This is a genomic window from Streptomyces sp. NPDC031497 (assembly GCF_055580905.1).
Window position 1 is genome coordinate 62,125 of sequence record NZ_JBVIKO010000018.1, and the last position, 20,552, is coordinate 82,676.

Here is a 20,552-nt window from a genome sequence, read left to right on the forward strand (position 1 = left end):
TCGCCTCCGCTTCGACGAATGAGCCGCGCGCCGAGATCGCAGAAGCCTGCCGTGGAGCGGCAGCGACAGGGTGCGGTGTGCTGATGGAGTCGGCTACCTACCTCGAACTCGACCGATGCGGCGTTGAATCATTGGTCATCAGCGGCTGGTTCTGCGTCGTAGGGCTCGAATTCGATGTAGTCGAGGGGGTCCTCGTCGCGGCGTCCGAGCGGGGGCAGGCCCTCGGTCGCGTACCGGCCGCGCAGCCACTCCAGCAGGGTTTTGGTGAGGTCGGTGTTGAGCGGTGGGCCTTGGTCGGCATGGCGCGGTACGACGATCAATGGCCAGTCGTCCGGCGTGGCACCTTCGGTCAGCCAGCACAGTTGGTCGCCGTCGATGGAGTCGGCGAAGGGCAGGAATCCCCCGGGCTCGGGATAGACAGCCAGGGGATGATACTCAGGGAACTCGGCCCGCTGCCCCTGGTAGGTCTCCGCGTACCACTCGGCCCACGGTGCGAGCGCGTACTGGTCCTCGCCGAAGGGGATGTTGAAGCGCAGCCAGCCACACCAGGAGCCGGCCCCGTACCGCTCCATCAGTCGTACGTACTCGCCGGGCAGAGGTGTACCCAGCCGTTCGTACAGCCAGTCCCAGTGGTGCTTACCGAGCGCGGGTGTCTCCGGCGGCGGGACGAGTGCGATCAAAGTCTCCAGCCCGCTGCCCGTGGTGAGTGCCGCCCGCTGCTGGGCGCTTGGCTCCGGTCGCCGAGGCGGCGGTGTCCACGGGGTGCGCTCCAGGTCGGTTTGCATGCCACTTCGGGCGGCCACCGGGCGCATGCCGTCGGTCACGAGCCGGGCCAGCGTCGGCACGAGCGGGGTCGCGAAGCGCCGCCAGGGGTCGCGGCCCGCGTTCTCGTCGTCCTGACAGTGCATGATGACCGGCCACTGGTCGGGGTCGTCGGATGCAGTGGTGTCCCAGTAGAGGGTATCGGCGGTACGGGTGGCGCCGAAGGGAAGGACGCCGGGGGCGTTGCGCCGAGTCTGCTGGACCCAGGTCCCGTAGTCGAACCAACCGCGGTTGACGCATGGCATGTGAAGCCAGAGCCAGGCGCCGATGTCGAGCGGGCCGTACGCGGCGGCGATGGCCTTGTAGTCGGCGGGCAGGCTCGTCCCCAACCAGGACTCGACTGCCGCCCAGTCGACGGGTACGGCGTAGTCGGCCGGCGGATCGCCGAAGATCTCGGCGAAGGCGTTGACGTGCGGGTCTGAAGCATTCACGGGTCTAGAGACCTTTACCGGGAGCGAACGGGTGTTGACCGGGAGGGCGGGGCAGCACATGAGCTCCTTCCAACCTGCCGCAAGGACAGGGCGGTTGGGCTGACAATGCGGTAAAGCCCCTGGTAGATGGGTTTTCGACCAAGAGAACCGTCTCCACCAGAGGCTTCGCATGCCTGTCTATCCGTCGGGCGCCAACGTGTCCAGTTCTGTCCTACGCTTCCTGTCCACCCGTCCGCAGCAGCACCGTCGCGCGATCGGCTCCCACCGGCGGCGTCCGAGCGCCGGCCGGCAGGCCCTGCCCACGCTCGCCCCCCCGGTGGAAGCGGTTTCGGGGGCGTGGCGGGTCGTCGTCGAATGCAACGGCGGCCGGCGGTCTCCGCCGGCCGCCGTTGTTCGGCTGGTCGCCCGACTACAGGAACGAGTTGATCTCGATCGTCTCGTCGCGGCCCGGGCCCACGCCGATCGCGGAGATCGGGGCGCCGGACATCTCCTCCAGCGCCTTGACGTAGTTCTGCGCGTTCTTCGGGAGGTCCGAGAAGGACTTCGCCTTGGTGATGTCCTCGGACCAGCCGGGCAGGGTCTCGTAGACCGGCTTCGCGTGGTGGAAGTCGGTCTGCGAGTACGGCAGCTCCTCGACGCGCTTGCCGTCGATCTCGTAGGCGACACAGACCGGGATCTGCTCCCAGCCGGTGAGGACGTCGAGCTTGGTGAGGAAGAAGTCGGTCAGGCCGTTGACGCGGGTCGCGTAGCGGGCGATCACCGCGTCGAACCAGCCGCAGCGGCGGTCCCGGCCTGTGGTGACGCCCCGCTCGCCGCCGATCCGGCGCAGCGCCTCGCCGTCCGCGTCGAACAGCTCGGTCGGGAACGGACCGGCGCCGACGCGGGTCGTGTAGGCCTTGAGGATGCCGATGACCCGGCTGATCTTCGTCGGGCCCACGCCGGAGCCGGTGCAGGCGCCGCCCGCGGTGGGGTTGCTGGACGTGACGAAGGGATAGGTCCCGTGGTCGATGTCCAGGAGCGTGCCCTGGCCGCCCTCGAAGAGGACGACCTTGTTCTCCTCCAGGGCCCGGTTGAGGACCAGGACCGTGTCGGCGACGTACGGAGCGAGCTTCTCCGCGTAGCCCAGCAGTTCCTCGACGACCTGCTCGATGGCGATCGCACGCCGGTTGTAGAGCTTGGTGAGCATCTGGTTCTTGACGTCGAGGGCCGCCTCGACCTTCTGGGTCAGGATCGACTCGTCGTACAGGTCCTGGACCCGGATGCCGACGCGGTTGATCTTGTCCGCGTAGGTCGGCCCGATGCCGCGCCCGGTCGTGCCGATCTTCCGCTTGCCGAGGAAGCGTTCCGTCACCTTGTCGACGGTGACGTTGTACGGCGTGATGATGTGTGCGTTACCGCTGATCAGGAGCTTGGACGTGTCGACGCCACGCTCGTTCAGACCGCTCAGCTCGGAGAGCAGGACCGAGGGGTCGACGACGACTCCGTTGCCGATGACCGGAACACAAGTAGGCGAGAGGATTCCGGAAGGGAGGAGGTGGAGCGCATACTTCTGGTCGCCGACGACGACCGTGTGGCCGGCGTTGTTGCCACCCTGGTAACGCACCACGTAGTCGACGGAGCCGCCTAGCAGATCCGTCGCCTTTCCCTTGCCTTCGTCACCCCACTGAGCACCGAGCAGCACAAGTGCGGGCACGCGCGTACACCCCTTCCGGGCGGGGCATGTCCAAGGTCAGGGGCGTACGCGTAAGGTTCGGCGCCGCGTACCACCGCGACCGTCGTTGGCCGCACAACCGTCGGACCGGATGCCCCGGAATAGACGAAGCCCCTGGCGCAATAGCGCAAGGGGCTCTTGCACAGTGATGCTACCCGAGGAAGCGAGGCACGACCGAGGTGGCGACATTCGCGACGTCCGATCAGCTGCTGGTGATCATCGATCCGGCGGCACGGCAGACGGACGGTGAGTCCGTCCGGATCGTGAAAGACGTGCTCAGCGCGGGTGCGACCACGAAGGTGTGTCTGCCGGACGGGCCCGAGGAATTCGCCCGGGTACTTTCCCGCAGGGGGTCGCGGCGGCCGGTGGTGGTGGGCGACGACGGTGCGCTGATCCGTGCGGTGACCTTTCTGCACCGGCAGCGGGAGCTGGCCGGATGTGTGCTGTCCGTGGTCCCGGTGGGAGGCGCGCTGGGCGTCGCGCACGCGCTGGGGGTGCCCACCGGTGCGGTGGCGGCGGCGCGGGCCGTCCTGGACGGGGTGGAACGGCGCCTGGACCTGCTGGTCGACGACAGCGACGGGGTGGTGCTCGGCGCGCTGCGGATCCCGCCGCTGGCGGCGGTGCCGGAGGCCGCGGAGTCGGTCGCGGCCCGGGGCTGGCTCCGGCCGTACCAGACCCTCGTACGGTCCCTGTCCGCCCGCCCGGCCCAGGCCGTGCCCCGCCTGGGCCCCGCGCGGCTGCGGGTCGAGGTCGACGGGCGGACGGTGGTGGACCTGGACCAGCCGGTGGAGGGGATCTCGGTGACGCCGGGCGGCCGCGGCGGGCTGGCCGAGGTGGAGGTACGGCCGCTGTCCGTGGGCGCGGAGGCCACGCCGGTACGGGCCGCCGGGCGGACGGTGACGGTGACGGGCGCGGACTTCCGGTACCGGGCCGACGTGGCGGTGGCGGGTCCGGTACGGCGGCGGACCTGGCGGGTGGTGGAGGGGGCCTGGGGGCTCACGGTGCCCGGGGCCCCGTAGCAGCGGGCTCGGCGGCACGGGGGACTCCCCGTGGCCCCGTAGCAGCGGGCTGCGGCACGGGGGACTCCCCGCGCGCCCCGCGGCGCGGTAGAACTCCGCGTGTCGCTCCGCGGCGGGGCGGGAGAACTCCCGGTGTCGCGGGCCGGCCGTGACTCAGTGGATCCGCTCGGGCACGTTCCCGTGATCGGACGCGGACTCGTCCTTCAGCGCCACGCCCGTGACCCCCAGCTCCCGCGCCCTCACCATCAGCGTCGCCAGCTTCCCGGCCGCCGCCTCGTACGTCAGACCCAGCGGCGGGCGGATGTTGCTCAGGCAGTTCCGGTCCGCGTCCGTGGTCGTGCCCGGCACCGGCCGGTACGTCAGGTACGCGCCCAGGGAATCCGCCGCCGACATGCCGGGGCGTTCACCGATCAGGACGACCACCAGGGCCGCGCCCATCGTGTGGGCGATGTCGTCGCCGAGGGCCACCCGGGCCTGTTCGGCCAGGACGACCGGGGCGACGCGCCAGTCGGGGAGGCGGGTCGCCGTGGCCCGCACCACCGCCGCCGCGTGCTCGTGCACCGCCCGGCTGGACAGCCCGTCGGCGACGACGAAGACGACGTCCCAGTCACCGGCCGGCAGGTGCGCCCGGTCCATGGGGTGCAGGCGGCGGCCCAGGTCGGGGCGCTGGAGGTAGGCCGGCCGGTCGCCGGCCGCGCTGCGGACCCGTACCGTCGGCAGCCCCGCCAGGCCCGCCGCCACCGCGTCCGGGTCGAACGGCGAGTGCACCGCGTCCCGGGCGGCCGCGTGCGCGGCCTGGAGGCCCAGCCGGTGGCGGGTGGGAAGCGCGGAGCCGGAGCGGCCGAGGCCGATCCTGGCCTGGGTGTGGCGGCGCAACAGCGACCACAGATCATCGGAGCCGACGCCGGCCACCTCGGGCACGTCGGCCACTTCGACCGCGCCGGTCACCTCGGGCGCGTCGGTCGCCTCGGCCGTGTCGGTCGCCTCGGTCATGCGGTCAGTTCCCTTCCGATCGCTGTCAGCGGATGGCCGCTGACCTCGCGCAGGCCGCCGTTCCCGTCCAGCAGTCCGATCGACTCCAGCCACGCCTCGAACTCCGGCGCCGGGCGCAGGCCCAGCACCTCCCGCAGGTAGAGCGCGTCGTGGTAGGAGGCGGACTGGTAGTTGAGCATGATGTCGTCGCCGCCCGGTGTGCAGATCACGAAGGAGGCGCCCGCGACGGCGAGCATGGTCAGCATGGTGGCGATGTCGTCGTCATCGGCGTCGGCGTGGTTGGTGTAGCAGATGTCCAGGCCCATGGGCAGGCCGAGGAGCTTGCCGCAGAAGTGGTCCTCCAGGGCGGCCCGGAGGATCTGGCGGCCGTCGTAGAGGTACTCCGGGCCGATGAAGCCGACGACCGTGTTCACCAGGAGGGGCCGGTAGCGGCGGGCCACGGCGTACGCCCTCGCCTCCACCGTCTGCTGGTCCACGCCGTGGTGCGCGTCCGCCGACAGGGCGCTGCCCTGCCCGGTCTCGAAGTACATGACGTGGTCGCCGACCGTCCCCCGCCCCAGCCCGCGGGCCGCCTCGTACGCCTCGTCGAGCAGGCCGAGGGTGACACCGAAGGAGGCGTTCGCCGCCTGCGTACCGGCGATGGACTGGAAGACGAGGTCCACCGGGGCGCCGCGCTCCATCAGGTCCACGCTCGTCGTGACATGGCACAGGACGCAGGACTGGGTGGGGATCGAGTAGCGGTCGATCACGTCGGCCAGGAGTTCCAGCAGGTCACGGACCGCCTTCGGGCTGTCGGTCGCCGGGTTGATGCCGATGACCGCGTCGCCGGAGCCGAGGAGGAGGCCGTCCAGGAGGGCGGCCGCCACGCCCGCCGGATCGTCGGTGGGATGGTTCGGCTGCAACCGCGTCGCGAGCCGCCCCGGCAGGCCGATCGTGGAGCGGAAGGCGGTGACCACCCGCACCTTGCGGGCGACGGCCACCAGGTCCGCGTTCCCCATCAGCTTGGACACAGCGGCGGCCATCTCCGGGGTGAGTCCGGGCGCCACCGCGGCCAGGGACGCGGTGTCCGCCGCCAGCAGCCACTCCCGGAACTCGCCGACCGTCAGCCCGGCCACCGGCGCGAACGCCACCGGGTCGTGGGTGTCGAGGATCAGCCGGGTCACGTCGTCGGTCTCGTACGGGATCACCGGCTCGGTCAGGAAGGCGGTGAGCGGCACCTCCGCGAGCGCCCAGCGGGCGGCGACCCGCTCCCGTGCGCTCGCGGCGGCGAGGCCGGCCAGCCGGTCGCCGGAGCGTTCCGGACTCGCGGCGGCCAGCAGGCGGGCCAGGGAGTCGAAGCGGTGGCGTTCGCCGCCGAGGGTGGCCGTGTACGTGCTCATGGCGGCGACCGTACGAGCCGGGTGTTGCCGACAGATTGCGTCAGATTTCTAAAGGTCTGGTTGACAAACATTTAACGCCCCGAGACCCTCTACCGACTCATTCGGGCTACAGAGTTCCGGTCCAGTACAGCCAGCGAACAGCAGGAGAGGGGCCACCCCGATGGCAGTGGACGAGGGAGTCGCCCCGGCGACGGAACCGGACGGGAAGACAGACGGCGACGGCACGGTCCACCGGCTGAAGCCCAACGCGATCGGCCTGCTCGGGGTGGTCTTCATGGCCGTCGCGACCGCCGCGCCGATCACCGCGATGACCGGCAACGTGCCCTTCATGGTGTCGTCGGGCAACGGCATCGGCGCTCCGGCGAGCTATCTCGTGGCAATGGTCGTCCTGGCAATCTTTTCCGTCGGTTTCACGTCGATGGCGAAGCACATCACGTCGACGGGCGCCTTCTACGGCTTCATCTCCTACGGTCTGGGCCGCACGGCGGGCCTGGCCTCGGGGCTGCTCGCCACCTTCGCCTACGCCGTGTTCGAGCCGGCGCTGATCGGCATCTTCTCGGTCTTCGCCAACACGACCCTGAAGGACCAGACGGGACTCGACGTCCCGTGGTGGGCGTTCGCGATCCTGATGCTCGCCGTCAACGCGACCGGCACCTGGTTCGGCGTCAGCGTCGCCGAGAAGCTCCTCGTCGTCCTCCTCGGCACCGAGGTGACGGTCCTCGCGGCGATGGCGATCTCGGTCGCCCTGCACGGCGGCGGCCCGCACGGCTTCACCTTCGGCCCGGTCAACCCGGTCAACGCCTTCAAGGGCACGTCCGCGGGGCTCGGCCTCTTCTTCGCCTTCTGGTCGTGGGTCGGCTTCGAGTCGACGGCGATGTACGGCGAGGAGTCCCGCGACCCGAAGAAGATCATCCCCAAGGCGACGATGATCTCGGTCCTCGGCGTCGGCGTCTTCTACGTCTTCGTCTCCTGGATGGCCATCATCGGCAACGGCGAGACGGAGGCCGTCAAGGCCGCCTCCTCCGCCAACCCCCTCGCCCTCTTCTTCAACCCGACCGAGCACTACGTCGGCCACTGGGCGGTCGACCTCATGCAGTGGCTGATGGTCACCGGCTCGCTGGCCTGCGGCATGGCCTTCCACAACTGCGCCGCCCGGTACATGTACGCGCTGGGCCGGGAAGGGGTCCTCCCCTCGCTCCAGAACACCGTCGGCCGCACCCACGCCCGGCACGGCTCCCCGCACATCGCGGGCCTGGTCCAGACGGTGATCTCCGCCGTCCTGATCGGGGCGTTCTGGGCCGCGGGCAAGGACCCGTACAACGCCCTCTACGTCCTGCTCGCCATCCTCGGCACGATGGCGATCCTGGTAGTGCAGGCCGTGTGCTCGTTCGCGGTGCTGGCGTACTTCCGCAAGAACCACCCCGAGAGCCGGCACTGGTTCAGGACCTTCACCGCCCCGCTCGTCGGCGGCGTCGCGATGCTCGCCGTGGTCGTCCTGCTGGTGTCCAACATGGGCGTCGCGGCGGGCACGGAGTCCGGCTCGCTGCTGCTGAAGGCGACGCCGTGGCTGGTGGCGCTGGTCGCCGGGACCGGCGTCGGCTACGCGCAGTACCTCAAGCGCAGGTCGCCGGAGCGGTACGCGCTGCTGGGGCGGACGGTGCTGGAGGAGACCAGGGAGCGGTAGTACGGCGACAGCGGGGGCGCCGGGGACGGCGGAGGCGGCCGGTCATGGAAGTGCGGTGAAGTTTCCGCCGTTCCACCGGCCGTCTCCGGCGTGGGTCCATAAGGTGCGGCCATGTCGGATGAACTGCCAACTGGCCTTACCGGCCCGGAAGTTGGCTTACGCAGGAGCGCCGGGCTCCGTACGGCGGCCGCATTGGCCGCCGTCCTCGGCGTCGTTCTCACGGAGGGGGCCGGCAGCGCGGGCGCGGCTTCCGCCACGGTCCGGTTCGCCTGTACGTTCTCGGGTCTCGGCGGGGCATCGATGACCGCGTCGATCGTGTGGAACGCCTCGGACACCTACACCGTCGGCCGTTCCACCCCGCGCGTGCCGATCGAGGCCACGACGGCGGTCGACCCTCTTGTCCCGCAGTCGCTCCGGGCCTTCGGGGCGACCAGTATCCAGGGCTCCGCCGAGGCCGCCACCGTCGTCACCGCGCCCGGCGGGGACATCGACAGGACCCTGCCGCTGGACATCCCGGTGACCCAGCTCCCGTCGTCCGGCCCGCTGACCCTGAAGGCGAACGGGGCCATGCCGCCGCTGCGCTTCACCCGGGCGGGCACGGCGAGGGTCGCCGTCGGCGATGTGACCCTGCACCTCACCCCGCGGAGGGCGGACGGCAGCCCGACCCAGCTGGGCACGGTGAACGCGTCCTGCCAGGTGGACTCCGGGCAGAGCGGCACCGTGACGTCGCTCCGGATCCTGCCCGCGCCCCGGCCACAGCCGACGCCGACCGGGTCGGGTGCGGCGGGCGGGGGCGCCGGATCCGGTTCGGGTTCGGGTCCGGGTTCGAGCGGGGGTGCCTCCGGTGCGGGTGCCGGCCGGGGCACTTCGCGCGGCACCGGGCCCTCCGGCAGCCCCGGTCCCTCCCGCACCCCCGACCCGAGCGGCTCGGTCACCGCGAGCGGTACGCCGAAGGCGTCGAAGGCGGCCGTACCCCGTGGCGCCCCGACGGTCGGCTCCCCCGAGGCCACCTCCGACCTGCGCACCTCCGCCCAGGACCGCACTCCCCTCCCGGCCTGGCTGCGCGCGGCGGCCGGGGTGCTGGCCGTGGCAGCGGTCGCGTTCGCGAGCGCGCTGTGGTTCAGGCGACGCCGGGGTGAGGATGGCTGAGGAGAGGGACGGGCGCGAGCGGTCCGAGGACGACGCGCAGGCGCCCCGCAGCATGCACGCCGAACAGCACGGCGACGGAACCATGGTCGTCGCCGGCATCATCCACGAGCTGAACATCCGCCTTCCCCCCAAACAGCCGCTGGACGAACTTGTCGGAACGACCCGTGAGCTGGTCAGGCTGGCCGACGGACTGGTCATCGGAACCCACGCACTGGCTGGAGGGACCCGCGAACTGGCCGGGGCCGTGGCCGAGTTCACCCAGGCGGTCGACCGGTTGTGCTGGGAGGTCGACGAGTTCGTCCTGGTGCCCGACGACCTGGCCAGGGTGGCCGACAAGCTGGCCGGTGCGCTCCACAGACGCTGGCAGACCGAGGCGGAGCAGCGCGGGATCCAGGACGCCGATCCGTTGCCCGTGCGCTGGACGTCCGTGGACACGAAGCAGGTGGAACTGGATCATTCGGAACACGTCTGGGGCGATCAGACCGAGGTGGACCTCAGCGGGTCTCTGGACCAGATCGCAGAGGTCCACCGGCGGCTGCCGTACCGCCGTCTCGTGGTGCTGGGGCCGGCCGGTTCGGGAAAGTCCGTGCTGGGCGTGCGGTTCGTGCTGCGGCGGCTGGAGCATCGGCGCCCCGGCAAACCCGCCCCCGAGATCTTCAGCCTCGGTTCGTGGAACCTGGCCGATGACTCGCTGGACGAGTGGCTGAGCCGCCAGCTGAGGCGCGACCAGCCATGGCTGGCCGAGGCCGCCGCCGAGGGGCGGACGACGCTGGCCGAGGAGCTGGTGAAGTGGCGGTTGATCCTGCCCGTCCTGGACGGATTCGACGAGATCCCCGAGCCCCTGCGCGACCGAGCCAGGCAGCAGCTCTCCAGGACCTCACTGCCGTACGTCCTCACCAGCCGCCACGAGGAGTACCGCACGGCCGTGGCGGACAGCAGAGGACTGCATCGCGCCGCCGTGGTCGAACTGGCCGAGCTGTCCCCGGACGACGCGGTGGAGTATCTGCGGTTGCGCAGCCCCCAGCGCGCCACGCCCGACTGGAACCGGGTGCAGGCCGAGATGAAGGGCAACCCCGACGGCCCGCTGGGCCGGGCGCTGTCCACGCCCCTGATGGTCGACCTGGCCGCGATCGTCCACGGCGAACGGGGAACGAGCGGGGCCGGCAAGGCGGCGAGCGGACCGGCGGAGCTGCTGACGGACGAACGCTTCGCCACCCGCGAGGGGATCGAGGACGACCTGCTGGGCGGCTTCCTGCATGCCGTCTACCGGGACCACCCCGAGGAACACCGTGAACGCGTCGAGGAGTGGTACGGCTACCTCGCTCACCACCTCGGCGACTCGCCCGACCTCAAGTGGTGGGAGCTGGGCAGCAGAACGCTGAGCCGCCCCGCGCGCATGGTCGTGGTCGGAACGGTGACCGGGCTCGCCTTCGGGCTCCTCGACATGCTCGTGCTCTGGTCGCTGATGCCGTTCGTGACGCCCAAACCCCCGTACTGGATCGCGGCCGTGCCCCTGAGCGGAGCCTTCCAAGGGCTGCTGGCGGGTACGGGGTTCGGGCTGGTCTACGCGCTCACGGACGGGGGGAGGGCGCGTGAACCGTCCGGCGTCAGCATGCGGGTCCTCGGCGGAACGAGGCCGTCCCGCCGGACCTTCGCCCGTCGGCTGGTGGTCGGGCTCACCGGCGGATTCGGGTTCGGGTTCGTCACCTGGCTCGCGATCGGGCTCGGATACGGCGTCGTGACGGGAATGGCGCTCGTGCCGACCCTCCTGTCCGGGCTGCGCAACGGGCTCGCGGGCGGCCTGGTGTCCGGGCTGGCCCTCGGGCTCGCCTACGGCGGCGGCGCGGGCGGGCCGGAGGAGAAACGCCCCCGGCTCAAGGGCGTGATCCGTCACTTCCGGCAACGGCTCGGACCGCGGCTGACGATCGGATACGCGGGCGGGTTCTCGGCCGGGCTCGTGTTCGCGATCGTGGGCCCGCTGGTGTCCAACCTGGCGACGGGAGACAAGGCCGGACTTGGGACCGTGCTGGCGTTCGCGTTCCTCGGCGGCCTCAGTTACGGGGCCGTGATCGGACTCCCGTACGCCCTGACGGCGGCGCTCGCCGCCCCGATCCCCGCCGACTCCATGAACGACCCCGCTCACCTCCTGCGGACCAGCCGCACGGCGGTACTCCAGCAGGCGCTCGTGAACACGCTGGTCTTCGGGGTGGTGGGCTGGCTGTTCTACGGGATCGTCGGCAATATCCCGGACTGGGTGTACTTCACGCTCGTCCACGGGTTCGGAATCGCCCTCGCCTACGGGCTCGCCCTGACCGCCTGGGGCCACTGGATGGTCCTGGCCCGCGTCTGGCTGCCGCTGACCGGCCGGCTGCCGGGGGCGGTGAACGCCTTCCTGAAGGACGCCCACCGCAGGGGCGTGCTGCGCCACTCGGGCGCGGTGTACCAGTTCCGCCACGCCCGGCTCAAGGAACACCTGGCGCGGACCTACGAGGAGACATCACGGGCGTACGACAAGGACTAGCGGACGTACGACGAGGGTCGGCGGACGTACGACGAAACCGAACGCACCTCAGCCCGCGCCGAACAGCTCGTCCCGGTGCACCCGCCAGCGTTCCATCATCTCCGCGATCTCCCCGTCCACGAACTCGAAGAACGCGAGCGTCTCGGCCATCCGCCGCCCCGCCGGGGTGTCGGCGCCGAGGCTGCTCACGCCCTCCCGCAGCGCGCCCTCCCACCGCTTGATCACGGCCTCCCGGTTGGTGAGGGCCTCGTACCACTGGTTGCTGTGCACCCGGTACCGCTCCCGCCGGGAGCCCGGCTCCCGCTCGCGCGCGACCATGTGCTGCTGGGCCAGATAGCGCACTCCGCCGGACACCGCCGCCGGGCTGACCTGCAACTGCTCCCCCAGTTCAGCCGAGGTCAGGGTGCCCGAGTCGGAGGACAACAGGGCCGCGAAGATCCGGGCCGGCATGCGCTGCATCCCGGCCTCGACGAGCTGCGCCGCGAAGCTCTCCACGAACTTCGAGACGGCCTCCTGATCGCGCCCCGTCGCATCCGTAGTCATGGTCACCAGCCTATCCGGGATTCACTCACTTTCTACGCTTCCTTAACTTCACAACTTTCTGAAGACCGCGTACGTTCTGAACCATGACGAAGGCAATCACGGTGGCCGGGCTGCACAAGTCCTTCGGCCGCACGCAGGCCCTGGACGGCCTCGACCTGGACGTCGAGGCGGGCGAGGTGCACGGCTTCCTCGGCCCCAACGGGGCCGGCAAGTCCACGACCATCCGGGTCCTGCTCGGCCTGCTGCGCCCCGACTCCGGCGCCGCGCAGCTCCTCGGCCGCGACCCCTGGAAGGACGCCGTGGAGGTGCACCGCAGGATCGCCTACGTCCCCGGAGACGTGACCCTCTGGCGGAACCTCTCGGGCGGCGAGGTCATCGACCTCTACGGCCGGTTGCGCGGCGGCCTCGATCCGCGTCGCAGGGCCGAGCTCCTCGACCGCTTCGAGCTGGACCCCACCAAGAAGGGCCGCACCTACTCCAAGGGCAACCGCCAGAAGGTCGCCCTGGTCGCCGCGTTCGCCTCGGACGTGGACCTGCTGATCCTGGACGAGCCGACCTCCGGTCTTGACCCCCTGATGGAGGAGGTCTTCCAGCGCTGCGTGGAGGAGGAGCGCGACCGAGGCCGTACGATCCTGCTCTCCTCCCACATCCTGAGCGAGGTCGAGGAACTCTGCGACCGCGTCAGCATCATCCGTAACGGCCGTACGGTCGAGTCCGGTTCACTCGCCGACCTGCGTCATCTCACCCGCACCAGCGTGACCGCCGAACTCGCCGGTCCCCCCGACGGGTTGGCCCGCCTCCCCGGGGTGCACGACCTCGACGTCCAGGGCCGGCGCGTCCGCCTCCAGGTCGACTCCGAGCAACTCACCGCCGTCCTGCACTCGTTGGCCGGGACCGGCGTACGCTCCCTGACCTCCACCCCGCCCACCCTGGAAGAACTCTTCCTGCGCCACTACCAGGACGAGGCGGCCGTCCGATGACCACCCTCACGGGCACCGGCACCCTGCTGCGCTTCGCGCTGCGCCGCGACCGCCTGACGACCCCGGTCTGGGTCGCGGTGAACGCGCTGATGGTCCTCTCCATGCCGAACACACTGAAGACCCTGTACGGCACGGAATCCGAACGCACCGACCTCGTCCGCCAGTTGGAGACCAACGCGTCCTTCCGGGCCCTGATCGGCCCGCTCTACGACACCTCGCTCGGCGGTCTGACGGCGTGGCGGGTGGGCGTGTACGCCGGTGTCCTCGCGGCCGTCACCAGCCTGCTGGTCGTCGTACGGCACACCCGTGAAGAGGAGGAGGCCGGCCGCGCGGAGCTGCTGGCCTCCGGCGCGGTGGGCCGCCGGGCGGCACTGACGGCGGCCCTGCTGGCGGCGGCCGTGGCCAACGCCGTACTGGCCCTGCTGATCACGGCGGGCCTGGCGGGGCAGGGGGCCGCCGGGGCACTGTCCTTCGGGCTCGGCCTGGCCGGAACCGGCATGGTCTTCGCGACGACGGCGGCGATCGTGGCGCAGCTGACCGAGAGCGCACGGCTGGCCAGGGGCCTGACGTCGGCGGTGCTGGGCGCGGCCTTCGTGCTGCGCGCGGCGGGCGACTCCGCGGACGGTGCCGGGTCGTCACCGCTGACCTGGCTGTCGCCGCTGGGCTGGCTGGAGAACCTCCGGCCCTTCGCCGCCGAACGCTGGTGGGTGCTGGCGCTGTTCACGGCCGCGGTGCTGGTGCAGGCCGGGGTGGCCTACGTCCTGGCCGGCCGCCGTGACCTGGGGATGAGCTTCTTCCCGACGCGCCCGGGGCCGGCCACCGGCCGCCTCGGCTCCGCCGCCGCGCTGGCCTGGCGGCTCCAGCGGGGCGGCGTGCTCGGCTGGTCGCTCGGGTTCTTCCTGGCGGGGATCGTCTTCGGCGGACTGACGGACGGGGCCGCCGACCTCGTCGGCGACAACGCCGACGCCCGTGAGATCTTCGAGCGGATGGGCGGGCAGAGCGGAGTGACGGACGCGTTCCTCGCCTCGATGGTCGGGATGCTGGGCCTGATCGCCGCGCTGTACGTCGTGGCGTCGGTCCTCCGGCTGCACGGCGAGGAGACCGCGGGCCGCGCCGAACCGCTGCTGGCCTGTGCGGTGGGCCGGCTGCGCTGGGCGGCCGGGCATCTGACCATCGCCTTCGGCGGCTCGGTCCTGATCATGCTGCTGGCGGGCCTGGGCTTCGCGGTCGGCTACGGCAGGGAGGTGGGCCCGCTGCTGGGCGCCTGCCTCATCCAGCTCCCGGCGGTCTGGGTGGTCGGCGGCCTGGCGCTGCTGCTGTACGGGGTCGCACCCCGGCTGGCCCCGGCGGCCTGGGGAGTGGCGGTGGCGGTGCTGCTGATCGGGTGGGTGGGCCCGGCCCTGAACGCCCCCCGACTCGTCCTGGACCTCTCCCCCTTCGGCCACCTGCCGAAGCTGCCGGGCGCGGGGATGGCGTGGGGGCCGGTGCTGATCCTGCTGGGGCTCGCCGTGCTGCTGGCGGGCTGCGGGCTGGCGGGACTGCGGAGGCGGGACCTCACCAGCTGACGACGACTGCTCAGTCGAGGTAGTCCCTGAGCTCCTCGGTGTCGAGTTCGATGCCGACGGGGTCCGGGAGAGTGACCTTGGCCCCGAGCTTCACGACATGGATGTCCCGATATCCGTCTTCCGGATCCGGATCGCTGTGGACCAGAATCGAGAGAGCGTCGCGGTCGATCAGGAGGTAGACGGGAATCCCGGCCTCGGCGTAGGCCTTCGGCTTCTCCACACGATCACGGTTGTGGGTGTCCGAGTCGTAGGAGGTGATCTCGACTGCCATCAACACACCCTCGGGGTCGGCCCAGTCGCCCTTCCCGCTAAAGTGTCCCGTCGGCGCGAGTACGGCGTCGGGCTCGGCGCGGCCCCTGCGATACGCCTCTACCTTCAGCCCCTGACCGGTTGGGTTCAGGGTGAGGTCGGGCCGTGCTTGCTTGCAGTGGAAGACCAACCACATCGCGATCTCGCCGTGGCTGCCGTTCGTCACCTTCTTGACCCCGATCCGTCCGCCGATGAACTCGAAACCGACGGTCTCGTCTTCACGGGCGGCGAATTCGGCAATCTGCTCGAACACGTCCACGGACAACTGTGACGACGCGCGCTCTGCCATAACCGTCATGGTGCCTCCTCTCGCAGGCAGGCACCAGCTTGACCGGTCATTCGCGTCCATCTGCGGGAGTAGCGGTGATCATCCGAACGGGTGATCACCTCACCTCCACGCTCAGCCCCTCCAACCCCCGGATCACGAAGTTCGGCTTCCGCTCCGGCTCCGCCGCCAGGCTCAGCGTCGGGGCCTTCTCCAGCAGGGCCGTCATGGAGGCCGCCAGTTCGATACGGGCCAGTGGCGCGCCGATGCAGTAGTGGATGCCGGCGCTGAAGGAGATGTGCGGGTTGTCGCGGCGGGTGAGGTCGAGGTCGTCGGGGCGGTGGAACACGTCGGGGTCGTGGTTGGCGGAGCCGAAGAGCATCGCGATCTCCGCGCCCCTCGGGATCGTCGTGCCGTCGATCTCGATCTCGTCCAGCACCCAGCGTTCGAAGAGCTGGAGCGGGGTGTCGTAGCGCATCAACTCCTCGACGGCGGTGGGGACCAGGGAGTGGTCGGCGCGCAGGGCGGCGAGCTGGGCGGGGTTGCGGAAGAGGGCGTACCAGCCGTTGACCGTGGCGTTGACGGTCGCCTCGTGGCCGGCGTTGAGGAGCAGGACGGCCGTGGAGATCATCTCCTGCTCGGTGAGCCGGTCGCCCTCGTCGTGGGCCTCGATGAGCCCCGAGATGAGATCCTCGCCGGGCTGGACGCGCCGCTCGGCGATCAGCTCCCGCAGGTAGTCGGAGAACTCCACCGAGGCCCGCACCGCCCGCGCCGCCGTCTCCTGCGAGGGGTTCAGCTCGTACATTCCGCAGATGTCCGCCGACCAAGGCCGCAGCGGGGCCCGGTCCGCCTCCGGGATGCCCAGCATCTCGGCGATGACGGCGACGGGCAGCGGTTCGGCGACGTCGGCGAGCAGGTCGCCGCCGCCCTTGTGGACCAGGCCGTCGACGAGTTCGCCGGCGAGCTTCGCCACGTACGGCTTGAGCCGCTCGACCGTGCGCGGGGTGAACGCCTTCGACACCAGGCGGCGGATGCGGGTGTGGTCCGGTGGTTCGAGGTCGAGCATGCCGTGGTCGTTGAGCGTGTGGAACGGCTCGTGCTCCGGCGGCGGTGCGGTCCGCCCGAAGTCCTCGTGGGTGAACCGGTGCTGGTACGCCCGCCCCAGCCGCCGGTCCCGCAGCAGCGCCGAGACGTCGGCGTGGTGCGGGACCAGCCACTGGTCGGTGGGCTCGTAGTACTGCACCCGGCCCCGGGAGCGGAGCTCGGCGTAGGAGGGGTACGGGTCGGCGAGGAAGTCCGGGTCCCAGGGGTCGAAGGCTGCCATGGACGGACGTTAGACCGCCGGTCCCCCTCCTGACCAGGGGTGTCTCAGGGCTTACGGGTTGGGCAGGGTCCACCACTGCCAGGTGTTGGAGCCGCAGTTGCGGACGTTGATCCCCGCGTGCTCGCGCTGGTCGCCGTTGTTCTGGATGCTCAGGCACTGGCTGTTGACGTCCGAGCGCAGCCAGTTGCCGTCCTTGTACCAGCGCTGGTTGGCCAGGCCGTGGCAGTCGCCGACGACCTGGGCCGCGGCGTCGACCTCGCCGTTCTTCACGTCGAGACAGTGCTGCTCGGCGCCGTTGACGAGCTTCTTGCCCGACCAGTACCAGAGCTGGTTGCCGGTGCCGGCGTTGCAGGTCTGCACCTCGACGTTGTCGCCGTTGGAGGCCAGGCACTTGCCGTTCAGCTGGGTGGTGATCTGGAAGTACTGCGGCACCGCGGTCGCCTGGAGGGGCAGGCCGGTGAGAAGAAGGGGGACAGCGGTCAGCGCGAGCGCGATGAGGCCGCGCTCCAGATGCTTGATCATGTCTCTTGATGTAGCGGGACCGGTTCCCCCGCCGACAGGCTCCGAGCAGGGGCTTCACCCGACTGGCGGATCGGTTTCACCGGCCTTGAGGTGATCGTTGCGGGGGGGGGCACCGAGCGCGACGAGGAGACCCGAGGACGTCAGGACATGAAACGCCGGGTCGGCACGGGCTCCGGGCGGCTGGTGGGCTGCCGGTCGGACTGGCCGCCCACGACCTCGGGGTCGAACATGACGATCGCCCCGGCCAGGACCAGGGCCGCGACCGGGCCGGCCAGCATGACCAGGAGGAAGGACAGCAGGCTCGTCGAGGACTGGCCGCCCGTCTGCATCTGCGGGATGTGGACGCTCACCGCGGCCATGCCGGTGTAGTGCATGGCCGACACCGCCGCGCCCATCACCAGGCTGGCCACCACGGTCGCCCACACCGCGCTGATCGACACCGCCGCCCAGAGCGCGGCGGTCGCGGCGAGCACGGCGATCACTACGGAGAGGACGACGACCATGGCGTCGTAGCGCACGGTGCCGCCGGTGTGCATCGCGGTCATGCCGAGGTAGTGCATCGCCGCCACCCCGAGACCGGTGACAACGCCCGCCGCACCCAGGGTGACGGGGCCCGAGCCCCGATAGCCGACCAGGAAGACGCCGACGGCGACCACCGCGATGGCGACGAGGAGGCTCAGCAGCGTCCGGCCGGCGTCGTAGTTCACCAGGGCACCGTCCACGCTGAAGCCGATCATCGCGATGAAGTGCATGGTCCAGATGCCGCAGCCGAGGGAGATCGCCCCCAGGGCGAGCCAGCCCAGCCGCCGCTGGCCGCGCCCCCGGCCTAGCGAACGGGTCGTGCAGCGCAGAGCCAGCACGGCACCCAGACATGCCATCAGATACGCGGCTATCGGGGTGATCAGGCCGTAGTGGAACTCGGACACGTCAGCGGTCATCGCGGGCAACTTTCTTCACGCGAAACGGGGGCGACGGCACCTCCCGCCGGAGGCAGCGGGAGGGAGGCGAAAGAGTGTGGAGTGAAGGGGGGAGGAAAGAGAGGAAGGGGGGAGGGGGGAAGGAAAGGGGAATCAACAACGCGGCCGAAACAAGCCATCTGACTGATTCCTTCACTAGTCAAACACAACCTGATCACAGCGGGTCCACGGCTGTGCGGCTCGGGACCGAATCGCAACAACGATCATGCTTGTGGCATGTGCGCCCTGTTCGGCTCCCCGTTCGGCCCCCGGCTCGCGCCCTTCGGCCGCTAGCCCGGTGTCACCAGGCGTGCCTCGTAGGCGAAGACCGCCGCCTGGGTCCGGTCGCGCAGGCCCAGCTTGACCAGGATGCGGCTGACGTGGGTCTTGATCGTGGACTCGGCCACCACCAGGCGTTCGGCCATTTCGGCGTTCGAGAGGCCCTGGGCGATGAGGACCAGGACCTCCGTCTCTCGGTCGGTGAGGTCGCCGTAGGCCGCGTGGGCCGTGGGCATCAGACGCGGGGTGCCGGAGAGTCTGGAGAACTCCGTGATCAGGCGTTTGGTCACCGACGGGGCGAGAAGGGCCTCGCCCGCCGCCACCACCCGTACTCCCTCCGCCAGTTGGCGGGCCGAGGCGTCCTTGAGGAGGAAGCCGGAGGCTCCGGCTCGCAGCGCCTGGTAGACGTACTCGTCCAGGTCGAAGGTGGTCAGGACCAGGACCTTGGCCGTGTTGTCGACGGCCACGATCTCCCTCGTGGCCTCGATGCCGTTCAGCTCGGGCATCCGGATGTCCATCAGGACCACGTCGGGGGCGAGTGCACGGACGCGGTCCACCGCCTCACGGCCGTTGACCGCCTCGCCGACGACCTCGATGTCCGGCATCGCGTTCAGCAGGACCGAGAAGCCCTCGCGCACCATCATCTGGTCGTCCGCGATCAGCACGCGGATGGTCATGCGTCACCTTCGGTCAGGGTGACGGCCGGCAGGAAGACCGTCACCTCGTAGCCTCCCTCGGCCGTCGGGGCCGCTGTCATCTCGCCGTTCAGCATCGACACGCGCTCCCGCATGCCCGTGATGCCGTGGCCGGCGCCGGGAGAGGGCTTGAGGAGGGCGGGCCGGGGCGGGGGACCGTTGACCACGCGCAGCCCCAGGCCGCCGATCACGTATCCGATCTCCACCCGGGCGGGCGCACCCGGCGCATGGCGCAGGGTGTTGCTGAGAGCCTCCTGGACGATGCGGTACGCCGACAGCTCCACGCCCTGCGGGAGTTCACGGACCGCGCCGGTCACCCCCTTGTCGACGGTCAGACCCGCCTCCCGCACATTGGCGAGCAGCGCGTCCAGGTCGGCGAGGGTGGGCTGCGGGGCGTCCGGGGCCTCGTAGTCCTCGGCACGGACCACGCCCAGGACCCGGCGCAGCTCGGTGAGCGCCGCCACCGCGTTCTCCCGGATCGTGACGAACGCCTTCTCCAGCTCCGGCGGCGGGTTCTCCACCCGGTACGGGGCGGCTTCCGCCTGGATGGCGACGACGGACATGTGATGGGCCACCACGTCGTGCAGTTCACGGGCGATCGTCGTGCGCTCTTCGAGGAGCGTGCGCCGGGAACGCTCGTGTGCCGTCTCCGACTGCTGGGCGGTCACCGTCTGCTCGGCCTCCCGGCGGATCTGCCGGACGGTGACGGTCAGCAGGGCTATCGCTGAGACGACCAGCATCGGGCCGACGTCGTCGGTGTAGTGGACCGTGCCGACCGAGACGAACGAGACGCCGTAGACCGCGGTGATCGCCCACATCCAGGCCGCCGTGCGCGGACGGGTGCGGACCGCGACGACCGTGAGCACCACCAGGTGCGAGATGAAGTGGCCCAGCGTCCACGGCCAGTCGTCCCAGGATCTGCCCAGCAGGGTGCCGGCCCAGCTCGCGGCGAGCGACAGCCAGAAGGCGGCGACCGGACGCGCCAGCGTCAGCAGCACGGGTGCCACGACGATCAGGCCGGCCAGCAGGCCCCCGGCCGTTCCCAGCGGACGGTTCGTGACGGTCGCCAGCAGCGCCACCAGGCCGGCCGCGGCCACCGCGAGATGCGGGGTCCAGACCGCGTACTCCCGCACGCGGCCGGACAGACGGCGGATGCGCGGGCCGTCACTGCTCAACGGGGGCAACGGCCGGTAGGCGAAGGCGTCCTGGAACAGGTCCTGCCGCAGCCTGCGCAGGGCGTCCATCACCGCCCGGATCTCCGGGCTGCGCGGCTTGTACGGCTCGAACGCGCTGTCCGGTGGCTCCGATGGCATCGTGTGCGTCTGGGTCGTCTCGGTCACATACACGACGGTAGGCGGCGGCCAGGGTCACCGTCGTCACCAGTGAGTCGGTCCTTCGGCGTCCC

Annotated in this window: 17 protein-coding genes and 1 pseudogene; 7 read left to right on the forward strand and 11 right to left on the reverse strand. The window is 70.8% G+C overall.

Annotated features, from left to right (window positions below):
* Positions 1–128 precede the first annotated feature (128 nt).
* Positions 129–1,253 (reverse strand): SMI1/KNR4 family protein, encoded by a 1,125-nt coding sequence (locus tag ACZ5K7_RS31535; protein ID WP_468918530.1) that lies wholly within the window; start codon positions 1,251–1,253, stop codon positions 129–131.
* Positions 1,254–1,422: 169 nt separating this feature from the next.
* Here ACZ5K7_RS31535 and ACZ5K7_RS31540 point away from each other — a divergent pair.
* Positions 1,423–1,563: pseudogene (locus tag ACZ5K7_RS31540) on the forward strand (IS5/IS1182 family transposase); the annotation flags it as partial.
* Between the two features lie 99 nt (positions 1,564–1,662).
* Here the strand turns inward: ACZ5K7_RS31540 and ACZ5K7_RS31545 are convergent.
* Positions 1,663–2,946 (reverse strand): adenylosuccinate synthase, encoded by a 1,284-nt coding sequence (locus tag ACZ5K7_RS31545; RefSeq protein ID WP_351708191.1) that lies wholly within the window; start codon positions 2,944–2,946, stop codon positions 1,663–1,665.
* Positions 2,947–3,143: 197 nt separating this feature from the next.
* Here ACZ5K7_RS31545 and ACZ5K7_RS31550 point away from each other — a divergent pair, with 197 nt between their 5' ends.
* Complete coding sequence (locus ACZ5K7_RS31550) at positions 3,144–3,983, forward strand: diacylglycerol kinase family protein (protein ID WP_468918533.1); 840 nt, start codon at positions 3,144–3,146, stop codon at positions 3,981–3,983.
* Positions 3,984–4,136: 153 nt separating this feature from the next.
* On the opposite strand, the gene eutC is transcribed toward ACZ5K7_RS31550, so the two are convergent.
* Together eutC and ACZ5K7_RS31560 are read right to left on the reverse strand one after the other, a co-directional pair.
* A complete protein-coding gene (eutC, locus tag ACZ5K7_RS31555) occupies positions 4,137–4,976 on the reverse strand; it encodes an ethanolamine ammonia-lyase subunit EutC (RefSeq protein ID WP_468918535.1) in 840 nt (279 codons plus the stop codon).
* Positions 4,973–6,355 (reverse strand): ethanolamine ammonia-lyase subunit EutB, encoded by a 1,383-nt coding sequence (locus tag ACZ5K7_RS31560; RefSeq protein ID WP_351708182.1) that lies wholly within the window; start codon positions 6,353–6,355, stop codon positions 4,973–4,975. The genes eutC and ACZ5K7_RS31560 overlap by 4 nt, the downstream gene beginning before the upstream one ends.
* Before the next feature lie 160 nt (positions 6,356–6,515).
* Between ACZ5K7_RS31560 and ACZ5K7_RS31565 the strand changes: the two genes are divergently transcribed.
* The 3 genes from ACZ5K7_RS31565 to ACZ5K7_RS31575 all read left to right on the forward strand — a co-directional run bounded on the left by ACZ5K7_RS31565 (position 6,516) and on the right by ACZ5K7_RS31575 (position 11,709).
* A complete protein-coding gene (locus ACZ5K7_RS31565) occupies positions 6,516–8,039 on the forward strand; it encodes an APC family permease (RefSeq protein WP_351708179.1) in 1,524 nt (507 codons plus the stop codon).
* 111 nt (positions 8,040–8,150) lie between these two features.
* Entirely contained in the window at positions 8,151–9,188 is a 1,038-nt protein-coding gene (locus tag ACZ5K7_RS31570) for a DUF6801 domain-containing protein (RefSeq protein ID WP_468918539.1), read from the forward strand.
* The gene (locus ACZ5K7_RS31575) at positions 9,181–11,709 is read left to right on the forward strand and encodes an NACHT domain-containing protein (RefSeq protein WP_468918542.1); all 2,529 of its coding nucleotides are present in this window, start codon (positions 9,181–9,183) and stop codon (positions 11,707–11,709) included. Before ACZ5K7_RS31570 ends, ACZ5K7_RS31575 begins: the two co-directional genes overlap by 8 nt.
* 48 nt (positions 11,710–11,757) lie before the next feature.
* On the opposite strand, the gene ACZ5K7_RS31580 is transcribed toward ACZ5K7_RS31575, so the two are convergent.
* Positions 11,758–12,252, reverse strand: coding sequence for a GbsR/MarR family transcriptional regulator (locus ACZ5K7_RS31580; RefSeq protein ID WP_351708170.1), 495 nt, complete (start codon positions 12,250–12,252; stop codon positions 11,758–11,760).
* Positions 12,253–12,335: 83 nt separating this feature from the next.
* Here ACZ5K7_RS31580 and ACZ5K7_RS31585 point away from each other — a divergent pair, with 83 nt between their 5' ends.
* Positions 12,336–13,232 (forward strand): ABC transporter ATP-binding protein, encoded by an 897-nt coding sequence (locus ACZ5K7_RS31585; protein ID WP_468918546.1) that lies wholly within the window; start codon positions 12,336–12,338, stop codon positions 13,230–13,232.
* A complete protein-coding gene (locus ACZ5K7_RS31590) occupies positions 13,229–14,797 on the forward strand; it encodes an ABC transporter permease (RefSeq protein ID WP_468918548.1) in 1,569 nt (522 codons plus the stop codon). Before ACZ5K7_RS31585 ends, ACZ5K7_RS31590 begins: the two co-directional genes overlap by 4 nt.
* A gap of 10 nt (positions 14,798–14,807) precedes the next feature.
* On the opposite strand, the gene ACZ5K7_RS31595 is transcribed toward ACZ5K7_RS31590, so the two are convergent.
* The 6 genes from ACZ5K7_RS31595 to ACZ5K7_RS31620 all read right to left on the reverse strand — a co-directional run bounded on the left by ACZ5K7_RS31595 (position 14,808) and on the right by ACZ5K7_RS31620 (position 20,487).
* Positions 14,808–15,404: a Uma2 family endonuclease gene (locus ACZ5K7_RS31595; RefSeq protein ID WP_468918549.1), complete on the reverse strand. Its 597-nt coding sequence runs from the start codon at positions 15,402–15,404 to the stop codon at positions 14,808–14,810.
* Between the two features lie 85 nt (positions 15,405–15,489).
* Positions 15,490–16,695, reverse strand: coding sequence for a cytochrome P450 (locus ACZ5K7_RS31600; RefSeq protein WP_468918551.1), 1,206 nt, complete (start codon positions 16,693–16,695; stop codon positions 15,490–15,492).
* A gap of 51 nt (positions 16,696–16,746) precedes the next feature.
* A complete protein-coding gene (locus ACZ5K7_RS31605) occupies positions 16,747–17,217 on the reverse strand; it encodes an RICIN domain-containing protein (RefSeq protein WP_351708155.1) in 471 nt (156 codons plus the stop codon).
* 140 nt (positions 17,218–17,357) lie between these two features.
* Complete coding sequence (locus ACZ5K7_RS31610) at positions 17,358–18,155, reverse strand: MHYT domain-containing protein (RefSeq protein WP_351708152.1); 798 nt, start codon at positions 18,153–18,155, stop codon at positions 17,358–17,360.
* Positions 18,156–18,463: 308 nt separating this feature from the next.
* Positions 18,464–19,129, reverse strand: coding sequence for a response regulator transcription factor (locus ACZ5K7_RS31615; protein ID WP_351708149.1), 666 nt, complete (start codon positions 19,127–19,129; stop codon positions 18,464–18,466).
* Complete coding sequence (locus ACZ5K7_RS31620) at positions 19,126–20,487, reverse strand: sensor histidine kinase (protein ID WP_450972925.1); 1,362 nt, start codon at positions 20,485–20,487, stop codon at positions 19,126–19,128. The genes ACZ5K7_RS31615 and ACZ5K7_RS31620 overlap by 4 nt, the downstream gene beginning before the upstream one ends.
* Positions 20,488–20,552: the final 65 nt, after the last annotated feature.

Excerpts from the sequence above, each read along its gene's own strand:
- ACZ5K7_RS31610 (WP_351708152.1), bottom strand. The coding sequence starts at position 18,155 with ATGACCGCTGACGTGTCCGAGTTCCACTACGGCCTGATCACCCCGATA.
- ACZ5K7_RS31615 (WP_351708149.1), bottom strand. The coding sequence starts at position 19,129 with ATGACCATCCGCGTGCTGATCGCGGACGACCAGATGATGGTGCGCGAG.
- ACZ5K7_RS31590 (WP_468918548.1), top strand. The coding sequence starts at position 13,229 with ATGACCACCCTCACGGGCACCGGCACCCTGCTGCGCTTCGCGCTGCGC.
- ACZ5K7_RS31560 (WP_351708182.1), bottom strand. The coding sequence starts at position 6,355 with ATGAGCACGTACACGGCCACCCTCGGCGGCGAACGCCACCGCTTCGAC.
- ACZ5K7_RS31585 (WP_468918546.1), top strand. The coding sequence starts at position 12,336 with ATGACGAAGGCAATCACGGTGGCCGGGCTGCACAAGTCCTTCGGCCGC.
- ACZ5K7_RS31600 (WP_468918551.1), bottom strand. The coding sequence starts at position 16,695 with ATGGCAGCCTTCGACCCCTGGGACCCGGACTTCCTCGCCGACCCGTAC.
- ACZ5K7_RS31565 (WP_351708179.1), top strand. The coding sequence starts at position 6,516 with ATGGCAGTGGACGAGGGAGTCGCCCCGGCGACGGAACCGGACGGGAAG.
- eutC (WP_468918535.1), bottom strand. The coding sequence starts at position 4,976 with ATGACCGAGGCGACCGACACGGCCGAGGCGACCGACGCGCCCGAGGTG.
- ACZ5K7_RS31595 (WP_468918549.1), bottom strand. The coding sequence starts at position 15,404 with ATGACGGTTATGGCAGAGCGCGCGTCGTCACAGTTGTCCGTGGACGTG.
- ACZ5K7_RS31580 (WP_351708170.1), bottom strand. The coding sequence starts at position 12,252 with ATGACTACGGATGCGACGGGGCGCGATCAGGAGGCCGTCTCGAAGTTC.
- ACZ5K7_RS31570 (WP_468918539.1), top strand. The coding sequence starts at position 8,151 with ATGTCGGATGAACTGCCAACTGGCCTTACCGGCCCGGAAGTTGGCTTA.
- ACZ5K7_RS31605 (WP_351708155.1), bottom strand. The coding sequence starts at position 17,217 with ATGATCAAGCATCTGGAGCGCGGCCTCATCGCGCTCGCGCTGACCGCT.
- ACZ5K7_RS31575 (WP_468918542.1), top strand. The coding sequence starts at position 9,181 with ATGGCTGAGGAGAGGGACGGGCGCGAGCGGTCCGAGGACGACGCGCAG.